The 12,780-nt window shown below is 58.4% G+C and carries 10 protein-coding genes; 7 read left to right on the top strand and 3 right to left on the bottom strand.

Annotated elements, in window-relative coordinates; genetic code table 11:
* Positions 1 to 175: 175 nt before the first annotated feature.
* The 5 genes from ACQUTD_RS09555 to tus all read left to right on the top strand — a co-directional run bounded on the left by ACQUTD_RS09555 (position 176) and on the right by tus (position 5,432).
* The gene (locus ACQUTD_RS09555) at positions 176 to 1,558 is read left to right on the top strand and encodes a basic amino acid/polyamine antiporter (protein WP_473274731.1); all 1,383 of its coding nucleotides are present in this window, start codon (positions 176 to 178) and stop codon (positions 1,556 to 1,558) included.
* 37 nt (positions 1,559 to 1,595) lie between these two features.
* Entirely contained in the window at positions 1,596 to 2,318 is a 723-nt protein-coding gene (folM, locus tag ACQUTD_RS09550) for a dihydromonapterin reductase (protein WP_072568342.1), read from the top strand.
* A gap of 66 nt (positions 2,319 to 2,384) precedes the next feature.
* The gene (gene rstA, locus ACQUTD_RS09545; RefSeq protein ID WP_318363062.1) at positions 2,385 to 3,104 is read left to right on the top strand and encodes a two-component system response regulator RstA; all 720 of its coding nucleotides are present in this window, start codon (positions 2,385 to 2,387) and stop codon (positions 3,102 to 3,104) included.
* Positions 3,105 to 3,130: 26 nt separating this feature from the next.
* Positions 3,131 to 4,438 (top strand): two-component system sensor histidine kinase RstB, encoded by a 1,308-nt coding sequence (gene rstB / locus ACQUTD_RS09540; RefSeq protein WP_473274735.1) that lies wholly within the window; start codon positions 3,131 to 3,133, stop codon positions 4,436 to 4,438.
* A 64-nt stretch (positions 4,439 to 4,502) separates the two neighbouring features.
* A complete protein-coding gene (gene tus / locus ACQUTD_RS09535) occupies positions 4,503 to 5,432 on the top strand; it encodes a DNA replication terminus site-binding protein (RefSeq protein ID WP_321987397.1) in 930 nt (309 codons plus the stop codon).
* Here the strand turns inward: tus and fumC are convergent.
* Positions 5,429 to 6,832 carry a class II fumarate hydratase gene (fumC, locus tag ACQUTD_RS09530; protein WP_072568339.1) on the bottom strand — a complete coding sequence of 468 codons (1,404 nt, stop codon included), beginning with the start codon at positions 6,830 to 6,832 and terminating at the stop codon, positions 5,429 to 5,431. The genes tus and fumC overlap by 4 nt on opposite strands.
* A gap of 146 nt (positions 6,833 to 6,978) precedes the next feature.
* The gene (fumA, locus tag ACQUTD_RS09525; RefSeq protein WP_318363065.1) at positions 6,979 to 8,625 is read right to left on the bottom strand and encodes a class I fumarate hydratase FumA; all 1,647 of its coding nucleotides are present in this window, start codon (positions 8,623 to 8,625) and stop codon (positions 6,979 to 6,981) included.
* A gap of 199 nt (positions 8,626 to 8,824) precedes the next feature.
* Here fumA and manA point away from each other — a divergent pair, with 199 nt between their 5' ends.
* Both manA and ACQUTD_RS09515 read left to right on the top strand, forming a co-directional pair.
* Positions 8,825 to 10,003, top strand: coding sequence for a mannose-6-phosphate isomerase (gene manA, locus ACQUTD_RS09520; protein ID WP_473274738.1), 1,179 nt, complete (start codon positions 8,825 to 8,827; stop codon positions 10,001 to 10,003).
* Positions 10,004 to 10,101: 98 nt separating this feature from the next.
* Positions 10,102 to 11,640 carry a YdgA family protein gene (locus ACQUTD_RS09515; RefSeq protein ID WP_318377243.1) on the top strand — a complete coding sequence of 513 codons (1,539 nt, stop codon included), beginning with the start codon at positions 10,102 to 10,104 and terminating at the stop codon, positions 11,638 to 11,640.
* A 70-nt stretch (positions 11,641 to 11,710) separates the two neighbouring features.
* Here ACQUTD_RS09515 and malI read toward each other — a convergent pair whose 3' ends face one another.
* Positions 11,711 to 12,730 (bottom strand): Mal regulon transcriptional regulator MalI, encoded by a 1,020-nt coding sequence (malI, locus tag ACQUTD_RS09510; protein WP_318373279.1) that lies wholly within the window; start codon positions 12,728 to 12,730, stop codon positions 11,711 to 11,713.
* Between the last annotated feature and the right edge of the window lie 50 nt (positions 12,731 to 12,780).

Genomic DNA, 12,780 nt, shown 5'->3' with positions numbered 1-12,780 from the left:
CTCTTAAAAGGCGGCTTGTGCCGCCTTTTACAGCTTTTTGCATAATTTTCTGCTGTACCTCATTGCATGCGCCTGCTGCTCTCCGTAAAATTCCGCGCCTCAGTGTGATCCACCATTTTTATGCGCTACGGCGAAATAATTATTCTGGATCCAGTTCGTTCATAACAGGATGACGATGGAAAAGAAACTTGGCCTTAGCGCTTTAACTGCGCTCGTTCTGAGCTCCATGCTCGGCGCGGGTGTGTTCAGTCTGCCGCAGAATATGGCGGAAGTCGCCAGTCCCGCCGCCCTGCTGATTGGCTGGGGGATCACCGGCGGGGGCATTTTATTGCTGGCCTTTGCCATGCTGCTGCTGACGCGGTTGCGCCCGGATCTGGATGGCGGCATCTTTACCTATGCGCGGGAAGGCTTCGGCGAACTGATCGGTTTCTGCTCCGCCTGGGGTTACTGGCTGTGCGCGGTGATCGCCAACGTCTCCTACCTGGTGATCGTGTTTTCGGCGCTGAGCTTCTTCACCGATACCCCGCAGCTGCGCATCTTTGGCGACGGCAACACCTGGCAGTCCATCGTTGGCGCGTCCTGCCTGCTGTGGATCGTCCATGCGCTGGTGCTGCGCGGCGTGCAGACGGCCGCCAGTATTAACCTCGCCGCGACCCTGGCGAAACTGGTGCCGCTGGGGCTGTTCGTGGTGCTGGCTGCGCTGGCCTTTAATTTTGATAAGTTCAAACTCGATTTTACCGGCATCGAGCTGGGCGTGCCGGTGTGGGAGCAGGTGAAAAACACCATGCTTATCACCCTGTGGGTGTTTATCGGCGTGGAAGGCGCAGTGGTGGTGTCCGCCCGGGCGCGCAGCAAGCATGACGTGGGCCGCGCGACGCTGCTGGCGGTCATGGCTGCCTTAACGGTTTACCTGCTGGTGACGCTGTTGTCGCTGGGGGTGGTGGCCCGTCCGGAGCTGGCTGAAATGCGTAACCCGTCGATGGCGGGATTGATGGTACGCATGATGGGTTCCTGGGGCGAAATTATTATCGCCGCCGGTCTGGTTGTCTCCGTTTGCGGGGCCTATCTGAGCTGGACGATCATGGCGGCAGAAGTGCCGCTGCTGGCCGCCACCTACAAAGCCTTCCCGCGTATCTGCGCCCGTCAGAATAAAAACAGCGCGCCTTCTGCTTCCCTGTGGCTGACCAACGCCAGCGTCCAGGTATGTCTGATCCTAATCTGGCTGACCGGATCCGATTACAACACGCTGTTGACCATCGCCTCCGAAATGATCCTCGTGCCCTATTTCCTCGTCGGGGCGTATTTGCTGAAAATCGCCAGCCGTCCACTGCATAAGGTCGTGGGTGTCGGATCCTGCCTGTATGGTTTATGGTTATTATATGCCTCCGGCCCGATGCATCTGCTGCTGTCGGTGGTGCTTTATGCGCCCGGCCTGCTGGTGTTTATCTATGCCCGCCGTACCCACCAGCATGATAAACCGCTGCGCCGCGCCGAACATGTGATGATTGCCTGTCTGCTGCTTGCAGCGGTTCCGGCGACCTGGATGCTGATGGGATAAATGCTGCGCCCATCGTCTTAACGATAAGGAGATAGCGATGGGTAAAGATCAACCCAATCCCATTTTAATTACCGGCGGAGGCCGCCGTATCGGCCTCGCCCTCGCCCACCATTTTCTCAACCTGCACCAGCCGGTGATCGTCAGCTATCGCACGCCTTACCCGGCTATCGATGTGTTGCAGGAAGAAGGCGCGGTCTGCATCCAGGCGGATTTTTGTTCCGATGACGGAATATTAAAATTTGCCGAGGAGATCAAATCCCGTACCCGTTGTCTGCGCGCGGTGATCCACAACGCCAGCGGCTGGCTGCCGGAAAAGCCCGGCACGCCTCTTACCGAGGTGCTGTCCGCCATGCTGCAAATCCATGTCCACGCCCCTTACCTGCTTAATCATGCGCTGGAAGGTCTGCTGCGCGGTCAGGGTCATGCATCCACCGACATTATCCATTTCACCGATTACGTGGTGGAGCGCGGCAGTGATAAGCATATCGCCTACGCCGCCAGTAAAGCGGCGCTGGATAACATGACGCGCTCCTTTGCCCGCAAGCTCGCGCCGGAAGTGAAAGTCAATGCCATCGCCCCGTCGCTGATTTTATTCAACGAGCACGACGACGCCAGCTATCGTCAGAAGGCGCTGAATAAGTCACTGATGAAAATCGCCCCCGGTGAAAAAGAGGTTATCGATCTTGTGGATTATCTGCTCACCAGTTGTTATGTCACCGGTCGCAGTTTCGCCATCGACGGCGGTCGTCCGCTCCGGTAACGAAAGAGTGATGGCGGGTTGAAACAAGGCGGTGTATGTTGGCGTTTTTAGCTAACCATCATGCATATGAATAAGATCGTTTTTGTAGAAGACGACCCGGAAGTCGGCGCGCTGATCGCGGCGTATCTTGGTAAACACGACATCGACGTGATTGTCGAGCCGCGCGGCGATTGCGCCGAAGCGGTGATCCTGCGCGAGAACCCTGAACTGGTGCTGCTGGACATCATGCTGCCCGGTAAAGACGGCATGACGCTGTGCCGCGATCTGCGCAGCCAGTGGCAGGGACCCATCGTGCTGCTGACCTCTCTTGACAGCGATATGAACCATATCTTGTCGCTGGAAATGGGCGCCAGCGATTACATCCTGAAAACCACCCCTCCCGCCGTGCTGCTGGCCCGTCTGCGATTGCACCTGCGCCAGCATGCCGCGAACACCACGCCCGCGGCGCAGCAAAACACCTTAACGCCGCACAAAGCCTTGCGCTTTGGCAGTTTGTCCATCGATCCGGTTAATCGCCAGGTGCTGCTGGCCGGGAATGAAATTGTCCTCTCGACGGCGGATTTTGATCTGCTGTGGGAGCTGGCGACCCATGCCGGGCAGATTATGGACCGGGACGCGCTGCTCAAGAATCTGCGCGGCGTCAGCTACGACGGGATGGATCGCAGCGTTGACGTGGCCATTTCACGCTTACGCAAAAAACTGCTCGATAACGCCACCGAGCCCTACCGCATCAAAACGGTGCGCAACAAGGGCTATCTGTTCGCGCCCCACGCCTGGGAAAACTGAGTGTCGCCACTATCACAGGTGTCTGAATGAAAAAGCTGTTTGTGCAGTTTTACCTGCTGCTGTTCGTCTGTTTTCTGGTGATGACCATGCTGGTCGGCCTGGTGTACAAATTCACCGCCGAGCGTGCGGGCCGACAGTCGCTGGACGATCTGATGAAAAGCTCGCTGTACCTTATCCGCAGCGAGCTGCGCGAGATCCCGCCCCACGAGTGGAGCAAAACCCTTAAAGAGATGGATCTTAATCTCTCATTTGATATGCGTATTGAGCCGCTGAATAAGTTCAGCCTTGATGCGCCAACGGCGCAGCGGCTGCGGGAAGGCGACATTGTGGCGCTGGACGCGGAGTACACCTTTATCCAGCGCATTCCCCGCAGCCACTATGTGCTGGCGGTCGGGCCGGTGCCTTATCTGTTTTATCTGCATGAGATGCGCATTCTCGACATCACGCTGCTGGTGTTTATCGCGATTTCGCTCGCCTTCCCGGTTTTTATCTGGATGCGCCCGCACTGGCAGGAGATGCTGCGTATCGAATCGGCGGCACAGCGTTTTGGCGACGGGCATCTGACCGAGCGCATCCACTTTGATCGTGGCTCAAGCTTTGAGCGGCTCGGCGTGGCCTTTAATCAGATGGCTGATAACATCAACGCCCTCATCGCCAGCAAAAAACAGCTGATTGACGGCATCGCCCATGAACTGCGCACGCCGCTGGTGCGTCTGCGTTATCGGCTGGAGATGAGCGATAACCTCTTCGAGCCGGAACGGGCGGCGCTGAACCGTGATATTGGCCAGCTGGAAGGACTGATCGAAGAATTGCTCACCTATGCCCGCCTCGACCGGCCGCAAAATGAGCTGCGGCTGACGACGCCGGATCTGCCCGCCTGGCTGACCGGTCATATCGCCGACGTGCAGAGTGTGACCCCCGACAAACGTCTGCGGGTTTATGCCGACAGCGCTGCGCACTTTGGCGCGCTGGACATGCGCCTGATGGAACGGGTGCTGGATAACCTGCTCAATAACGCCCTGCGCTATTGTGAAAACGAAGTGAGCGTCAGCCTGGATCTGGACGGCAGCTATGCCTGTTTACAGGTTGACGACGACGGCCCCGGCATCGCCGAAGCGGAACGCCAGCGGGTGTTTGAGCCTTTTGTGCGTCTTGATCCCAGCCGGGATCGCGCCACCGGCGGCTGCGGACTGGGGCTGGCGATTGTGCACTCTATCGCGCAGGCGATGGGCGGTGAAGTAAGCTGTGACGCCAGCGATACCGGCGGCGCGCGCTTTCGTTTTCGCTGGCCGGTAACACAACTGGTCGCCCTTCCTGTCCTGCCAGACCGTTAATCGCAGTGGCCGGAGCGGTCCGGCTGTGCTATACATAAAGTATGTTGTAACTAAGGAGTAAGCTATGGCGCGCTACGACCTGATCGAACGCCTCACCAGCACTTTTCGCCAGCTTGAGCAGCAACTGGCGGAGCTGAAAACCGAACTCGCCGCCTGTCGGCTGCTGGCAGGCCGCGTCTTTGAGCTGCCGGCAGTGGAAAAAGGCAGCGAGCACGATCCCCTGACCACCATCACCGTGAAGCAGCATATCGGCAAGGAAGCGGCTGAACGGGCGCTGCGCCACTTCACGCACCTGTTTATCCAGCAGCAGTCCGAAAAGCGCAGCAGCAAAGCCGCCGTGCGGCTGCCCGGCGTGATCTGCCTGCAAACGGCTCCCGGGCTGCGCGACGCCATCGAAGCGCGCATCGCCACCATCAATGACCTGAAGCAGGCTTTTGAGCGCATTATCACCGTGGAATCGGAACTTCCTCCCGCCGCGCGCTTTGAGTGGGTGCATCACCACCTGCCGGGGCTGATTACCCTTAACGCCTATCGCTCGCTGACCACCCTGCGCGATCCGGCGACGCTGCGCTTTGGATGGGCGAACAAACACATCATCAAGAATCTGACCCGGGATGAGGTGCTGGCGATGCTGGCGAAGAGCCTGAAAGCCCCCCGCGCGGTGGGCGGCTGGACGCGTGAACAGTGGCAGACGCGGCTGGAGCAGGAGTACAACGATATTGCCGCCCTGCCGCAGCGGGCGAAACTGAAAATCAAACGGCCGGTGAAGGTGCAGCCCATTGCCCGCGTCTGGTATGCGGACACCAAAAAGCAGGTGCAGTACGCCTGCCCCGCGCCGATGATTGCGCTGATTGATGCGGAAAACGGCGGCCGGGTGCCGGATATCGGGGAACTGCTGAATTACGATGCTGACAATATTCAGCATCGTTATAAGCCTGAGGCGCAGCCTTTAACGCCGATTATTCCCCGGCTGCACCTCTTTGTTGCCGGTTAGTGCCCCGGCTTCATGCTGCCGACCATGGATTCAGGCCGCACCCAGCTGTCGAACTCTTCAGCGGTAAGATAGCCCAGCGCCAGGGCAGCGTCTTTCAGCGTAAGCCCTTCTTTATGCGCTTTCTTGGCAATTTCCGCTGCCTTGTCGTAGCCGATGTGGGTGTTAAGCGCCGTCACCAGCATCAGCGACTCGTTGAGCAGCTGATCGATACGGCTGCGCACCGGTTCGATACCGGTGGCGCAGTGTTCGTTAAAGCTCTCCATGCCGTCCGCCAGCAGACGCACCGATTGCAGCACATTATGAATGACCATCGGGCGGAAGACGTTCAGCTCAAAGTTACCGGACGCGCCGCCCATGTTCACCGCCACGTCGTTGCCCAGCACCTGGCAGCACAGCATGGTCATGGCTTCGCACTGCGTCGGGTTCACTTTGCCCGGCATAATGGAACTGCCCGGCTCGTTTTCCGGAATGGCGATCTCGCCGATGCCGCAGCGCGGGCCGGAGGCCAGCCAGCGCACATCGTTGGCGATCTTCATCATTGAGGCCGCCAGCCCTTTCAGCGCGCCGTGGGTGTGCACCAGCGCGTCGCAAGTGGCGAGGGCTTCAAATTTATTCGGCGCGGTGACAAATGCCTGCCCGGTGGTGGCGGCCAGTTCCTCCGCCACGCGCACGGCGTATTCCGGATGGGTGTTCAGGCCGGTGCCCACCGCCGTGCCGCCCAGCGCCAGCTCGCTGAGATGCGGCAGGCTGTGCTCAATATGTTTGAGATTATGCTCCAGCATCGCCACCCAGCCGGAGATCTCCTGCCCCAGCGTCAGCGGCGTGGCGTCCTGCAAATGGGTGCGGCCGATTTTGACGATATCCGCAAAGGCGCGGGATTTTTCGCTGAGCGTGGTTTTGAGTTCGTTCAGCGACGGGAGCAGCTGTTCGCGGATGGCGATCACGGCGGCGACGTGCATCGCCGTGGGGAAAACATCGTTCGAGCTCTGGCTTTTATTAACGTCGTCATTCGGGTGAACTTTGCGCTCCATACCGCGCACGCCCCCCAGCAGCTCGCTGGCGCGGTTCGCCAGCACTTCGTTCATGTTCATGTTGCTCTGGGTGCCGGATCCGGTCTGCCAGATGGCCAGCGGAAACTCATCAGGATGTTTCCCCGCCAGCACTTCATCGGCGGCGCTGATAATAGCTCGGGCTTTTTCTTCGGGCAGCAGCCCCAGATCCTGATTCACCTTAGCGGCGGCACGTTTGGTCAGCGCCAGCGCGCGGATCAGCGCCTCCGGCATTTTTTCCGTCGAGATGCGAAAATGCTCCAGCGACCGTTGGGTTTGCGCGCCCCATAATTTATCTGCCGGAACGTCGATGGCGCCCATCGAATCTTTTTCACTGCGATGCGAAGTCATACTTTCTCCCTGGATACCAAGTGATGTGGGTTGCCGACATTGCTCACCTGCAAACGAAGTTGTAAGTATTACTGAAGTTGCGAGGCACGATAGAAAATGTTGCAAAAAACGTCCGGCGACGGGCTGCGTTGCCGGACGAAAAGGGTTTATTTCACGCAGCGCGCGCAGGCGGAGGACTGGATCTGAGCGAAGAAGTCATTGCCCTTGTCATCCACGAGGATGAACGCCGGGAAATCTTCCACTTCGATTTTCCAGATGGCTTCCATCCCCAGTTCCGGGTATTCCACGCATTCCAGACTTTTGATGCTGCTCTGCGCCAGTACCGCCGCCGGACCGCCGATGCTGCCTAAATAGAAACCGCCGTGCTTGTGACAGGCATCCGTCACCTGCTGGCTGCGGTTGCCTTTTGCCAGCATGATCATGCTGCCGCCCTGCGACTGAAGCTGATCCACATAGGAGTCCATGCGTCCGGCGGTGGTCGGGCCGAGGGAGCCGGAGGCGTAGCCTTCCGGCGTTTTGGCCGGGCCTGCGTAATAGATCGGGTGATCTTTCACGTACTGCGGCAGGCCTTCGCCGCGATCCATACGCTCTTTTAACTTCGCATGGGCAATATCGCGGGCGACGATAATGGTGCCGCTCAGTGACAGGCGGGTGGACACCGGATACTGCGACAGCTGGCGTAAAATCTCCGCCATCGGGCGGTTAAGATCCACTTTGATCGCTTCACCTTCCCCGGCCTGGCGCAGTGCCTGTGGAATGTATTTGCCCGGATTGTTCTCCAGTTTTTCCAGCCACACGCCGTGGCGGTTGATCTTCGCTTTGATATTACGGTCAGCGGAGCAGGAAACGCCCATACCCACCGGGCAGGAAGCGCCGTGACGCGGCAGGCGCACCACACGAATATCGTGGGCGAAATATTTGCCGCCGAACTGCGCGCCGAGGCCGAGATCCTGCGCCGCGCGCAGCAGCTCGTTTTCCAGTTCGATGTCGCGGAACGCCTGGCCCAGCTCGTTCCCCGTCGTCGGCAGCTCGTCATAATATTTGGTGGAGGCCAGCTTCACCGTTTTCAGCGTCGCTTCCGCCGAGGTGCCGCCGATGACGAAAGCGATATGGTACGGCGGGCAGGCCGCGGTACCCAGGGTGCGCATCTTATCCACCAGGTAATCCTTCAGTCTGCCCGGCGTCAGCAGCGCTTTGGTTTCCTGATAGAGATAGGTTTTGTTGGCCGAGCCGCCGCCCTTGGCGATGCACAGGAATTTGTACTCGTCGCCGTCCACGCTGTAGAGGTCGATCTGCGCCGGCAGGTTGGTGCCGGTGTTCACCTCTTTGTACATATCCAGCGCCGCGTTTTGCGAATAGCGCAGGTTGTCTTCGATATAGGTGTTGTAGACGCCGCGCGCCAGCGCCGCTTCATCGCCGCCGCCGGTCCACACGCGCTGACCTTTCTTGCCCATGATGATCGCCGTGCCGGTGTCCTGGCAGGTGGGCAGAATGCCTTTGGCGGCAATTTCGGAGTTACGCAGGAATTGCAGCGCGACATATTTGTCGTTCTCGCTGGCGTCCGGGTCGGCCAGAATATCGGCGACCTGCTGCTGATGCGCCGGGCGCAGCATAAAGGAGGCGTCGTGGAAAGCATGTTGCGCCAGCAAGGTCAGCGCCTGGGGATCGACTTTGAGGATCTCCTGTCCTTCGAATTCGGCGACGGAGACGTGGTCACTGCTCAACAGATAATATTCGGTCTGGTCCTTGTTCAGCGGAAAAGGATCCTGATACTGGAAGGGTTTATTCGACATTGTTCTCTCACTGACTGCACGGTCTGGTTATGGTTCGGGCAGATGTTCCATTGCCCTGCTTAAAAGCGAGTCGCTTTATCCTACACAATTTTTTAACAAAAACTGAGACTAGTACGACTTTTTGCATGCAGTGGTTACTTCCCTGATGTTTATTGCTTTAATACCCGCAAACTCTTTAACGAAACTACAGGGCTTGATAATGCAAAAACTCATCAACTCAGTGCAAAACTATGCCTGGGGAAGTAAAAGTGCGTTAACGGATCTCTACGGAATTGCCAACCCACAGCAGTTGCCGATGGCGGAACTGTGGATGGGCGCGCACCCGAAGAGCAGCTCAAAAGTGCAGGACGCGAACGGTTCCGTTCAGGTGCTGCGCGATCTGATCGATCAGGATAAAACCCGCTGGCTGGGCGAGGCGGTTGCCAACCGTTTTGGCGAACTGCCGTTCCTGTTTAAAGTGCTGTGTGCCGATCAACCGCTTTCCATCCAGGTGCACCCTAACAAGCAGGCGTCTGAAGCCGGTTTTGCGAAGGAAAATGCCGCAGGCATTCCGCTGGATGCCGCAGAGCGTAACTACAAAGATCCGAACCATAAACCGGAGCTGGTCTTTGCTCTGACGCCGTTCCTCGCGATGAACGCATTCCGCGAGTTCTCCGAGATTGTCTCGCTATTGCAGCCGGTGGCGGGTGCGCATACCTCCATCGCTCATTTCCTGGAAAAGCCTGACGCAGAGAGCTTAAGCCAGCTGTTCGCCAGCCTGCTCAACATGCAGGGCGAAGAGAAATCCCGCGCGCTGGCGGTGCTCAGCGCCACGCTCACCAGCCAGCAGGGCGAGCCGTGGGAAACGATCCGTCTCATCAAGCAGTTCTACCCGGACGACAGCGGCCTGTTCTCACCGCTGCTGCTTAACGTGGTGAAACTGGAGCCGGGCGAAGCCATGTTCCTGTTCGCCGAAACCCCGCACGCTTACCTGCAGGGCGTGGCGCTGGAGGTGATGGCGAACTCCGACAACGTGCTGCGCGCCGGGCTGACGCCGAAGTACATCGATATTCCGGAACTGGTGGCAAACGTCAAATTCACGCCGAAGCCAGCCGCTGAATTGCTGACGCAGCCGCAAAAAGACGGCAGTACGCTGGAATTCCCGATCCCGGTGGAGGATTTTGCGTTCTCGCTGCACGATTTATCCTCCCAGGAAACGGCGCTTGCCCAGCACAGCGCCGCGATTGTGTTCTGCGTGGAAGGCGAAGCCCTGCTTAGTAAAGGCGACGAGCGCCTGACCCTGAAACCGGGCGAGTCGGCGGTGATCCGCGCCGATGAGTCACCGGTCGCCGTCAGTGGTGTTGGCCGCGTGGCGAGAGTCTACAATAAGGTTAACTAAGTTACTGACGTAACAGGCGGGTATTGCTAAGCTTAGCAAGACTTTACGATCGTCCAGGCGGCCTGAGCCGCCTGGTTTCATTTTTATGGATAATCATTATGAAAAAAACGCTGGTCGCCGCGGGAGTTATTGTTGCACTGGGTGCTATCTGGACAGGTGCAGCCTGGTACACGGGTAAACAGCTTGAAGGCCGTATCGCAGATATGGTGAATCAGGCTAACGCAGAAATCAAAAACAGCGCGCCGGAAGCGGGCGTGGAACTGGCTTATCAGAGCTATCAGCGCGGCGTCTTCAGCAGCCATTTGCAACTGGTGATCAAACCTGTCGCCGGCAGCGAGAACGTCTGGCTGAAGCCGGGTGAAAGCGTGGTGTTGAACGAGTCCGTGGATCACGGCCCCTTCCCCTTTGCGCAGCTTAAACATTTCAATCTGATCCCGGCGATGGCGTCCGTGAAGTCGACGCTGGTGAATAATAACGTCTCAAAGCCGCTGTTTGATATGGCCAAAGGCGAGTCGCCGTTTGTGGTGGACACGCGCATTGGCTACGGCGGCGATACCCGTTCTGACATCGCACTGAAGCCGCTTAACTATGAAAAAGAGGGTGAGAAAGTCGCCTTCAGCGGCGGGGATTTCAAACTTGAGGCCGATCGTGATGGCAACGAAGTGTCGCTGACCGGCGAAGCGGAAAGCGGTCTGGTGGACGCGGTCAACGAATACGGCCAGAAGGTGCAGGTTACCTTCAACAATCTGAAAAGCGAAGGCAACAGCAAACGCGCCAGCTTTAACGAGCGTATCGGCGATCAGAAACTGTCGCTGGAAAAGCTGGCTATCTCCGTGGAAAACAAAGAGATGGCGGTGCTGGAAGGCATGGATCTGACGGCGAAGACCGATGTGGCGAAAGACAACAAAACCGTCAACAGCCAGATTGATTACACCCTCAACAGCCTGAAAATTCAGAACCGGAATATGGGCAGCGGCAAACTGACGCTGAAAGTTGGTCAGATTGACGGCCAGGCCTGGCATCAGTTTAGCCAGCAATATAACGCGCAGACCAAAGCGCTGATGGCGCAGCCGGACGTGGTGCAGAACCCGGAACTGTATCAACAGAAAGCCACGGAAGCCTTCTTCTCTTCCCTGCCGCTGCTGCTGAAAGGCGAGCCGGTGATCACCGTTGCGCCGCTGAGCTGGAAAAACGACAAAGGTGAAACCGCCTTTAACCTGTCGCTGTTCTTAAAAGATCCGGCCACCGCCACCGGCGAGCCGCAAACCCTGGCGCAGGAAGTGGATCGCAGCGTGAAATCCCTCGACAGCAAGCTGACCATCCCGGTGGATATGGCGACGGAGTTTATGACCCAGGTGGCAAAACTGGAAGGTTATCAGGATGCTGACGCCAGCAAGCTGGCCGCCCAGCAGGTGAAAGGCCTGGCGGCGATGGGCCAGATGTTCCGCATTACCACGCTCGATAACAACGTGATCTCCACCAGCCTGCAGTACGCTAATGGTCAGGTGACGCTGAACGGTCAGAAAATGCCGCTGGATGAGTTTGTCGGCATGTTCGGTATGCCGGATCTCGGCCTGCCAGCGCCAGCGCCTCAGCCGCCGGTTGCCCCGGCCGTGCCTGCGGTGCCTCAGCAGTAACGATAAGCTGCACCTGAAATGCGGGGGTCTCCGCAAAGTAAGGTGCCGTTTTCCCCTGTTTATCCCCGTTTTATCTCACCGTCACCAGCCGTGAAGGCATGATTTGCTCCTGCGTGTGTGCATCCTGTTTGTCGATGCGCTGCATGATCCGCTCCGCCAGCGCGCAGCCGATCTCCTGCGCGGGGGTCAGTGACCAGGCTATAGGCACATCATCCAGCCGGCTTTCCGGCACATCCGCAAAGGCCGCCAGCGCGATCTGCTGATCAAACACGTTGCCGACGCTCTCAAAACCGCTCTGCCGCCCGGCGCGCATCAGGCCAAACCACGCCCCCATGGCGATGGTGCTGTTGTAGCACATCACCGCGCTGATAGTCGGATTATGGCGCAGCAGCGCGCCAATGGCTTCGGCCGCATGCTTCTGGCTGGACTCGCACTCCACCACCCATTCATTGTGAAACGGCAGCCCGTACTTCAGCAAGGTGGCGCAGTAGCCGCCGACGCGTTCGGCACGGGTAAGGGACGAACTGTTGCCCCCGAGCCAGGCGATACGCTGATGGCCGCCGCGAATAAGATGTTCGGTCAGCATTTGTGCCGCCTGCATATTGTCCGGGCGAATAATATCGGCGTCATCGAGATAGCTGGCGCGGGAAGCGAACACCACCGGCAGCCCGTTAACGCGGGCGTTGATTTCAGCGGTATTACTGACGCCTCCGGCGATCACTATGCCGTCGACCCCCTGTGCCATCAGGGTGTCGATGCGGGACAGCAGATGCTCCCCCTGCCGTCCCCCCTGGGTGAGAAACACCATTTTGCCTTCCGCCTCCAGCACGCCGGTCAACCCTGCCGTTAGCTGCGCGTAAAAGGGATCGGAGAAGTGGCTTACGATAAGCCCAACGACGCCGGTTTTGCCGCCGCGCAGCAGCGCTGCCTGACGGTTACGCACAAAACCCAGCTGCTCTACCGCCGCATTCACTTTTTGCCCGGTGGAGGGCGAAATGCGCCCTTTACCGCTGAGCACCAGCGATACGGTGCTGACCGATACGCCAGCGTGCAGCGCGACATCATTGATGGTGATTTTTTTATTCGTCATCCCGGCGAGGTATCCCTGCTAATGATTTTGGTAAAACGTTTTTTTACCGT

It is taken from the genome of Enterobacter sp. K510 (assembly GCF_055804875.1).
Note: the sequence above shows the minus strand (reverse complement) of the source record. Positions and strands in the feature narration are given on the sequence as shown.

Excerpts from the sequence above, each read along its gene's own strand:
- fumA (WP_318363065.1), bottom strand. The coding sequence starts at position 8,625 with ATGTCGAATAAACCCTTCCAGTATCAGGATCCTTTTCCGCTGAACAAG.
- malI (WP_318373279.1), bottom strand. The coding sequence starts at position 12,730 with ATGACGAATAAAAAAATCACCATCAATGATGTCGCGCTGCACGCTGGC.
- ACQUTD_RS09515 (WP_318377243.1), top strand. The coding sequence starts at position 10,102 with ATGAAAAAAACGCTGGTCGCCGCGGGAGTTATTGTTGCACTGGGTGCT.
- tus (WP_321987397.1), top strand. The coding sequence starts at position 4,503 with ATGGCGCGCTACGACCTGATCGAACGCCTCACCAGCACTTTTCGCCAG.
- folM (WP_072568342.1), top strand. The coding sequence starts at position 1,596 with ATGGGTAAAGATCAACCCAATCCCATTTTAATTACCGGCGGAGGCCGC.
- fumC (WP_072568339.1), bottom strand. The coding sequence starts at position 6,832 with ATGACTTCGCATCGCAGTGAAAAAGATTCGATGGGCGCCATCGACGTT.
- rstA (WP_318363062.1), top strand. The coding sequence starts at position 2,385 with ATGAATAAGATCGTTTTTGTAGAAGACGACCCGGAAGTCGGCGCGCTG.
- rstB (WP_473274735.1), top strand. The coding sequence starts at position 3,131 with ATGAAAAAGCTGTTTGTGCAGTTTTACCTGCTGCTGTTCGTCTGTTTT.
- ACQUTD_RS09555 (WP_473274731.1), top strand. The coding sequence starts at position 176 with ATGGAAAAGAAACTTGGCCTTAGCGCTTTAACTGCGCTCGTTCTGAGC.
- manA (WP_473274738.1), top strand. The coding sequence starts at position 8,825 with ATGCAAAAACTCATCAACTCAGTGCAAAACTATGCCTGGGGAAGTAAA.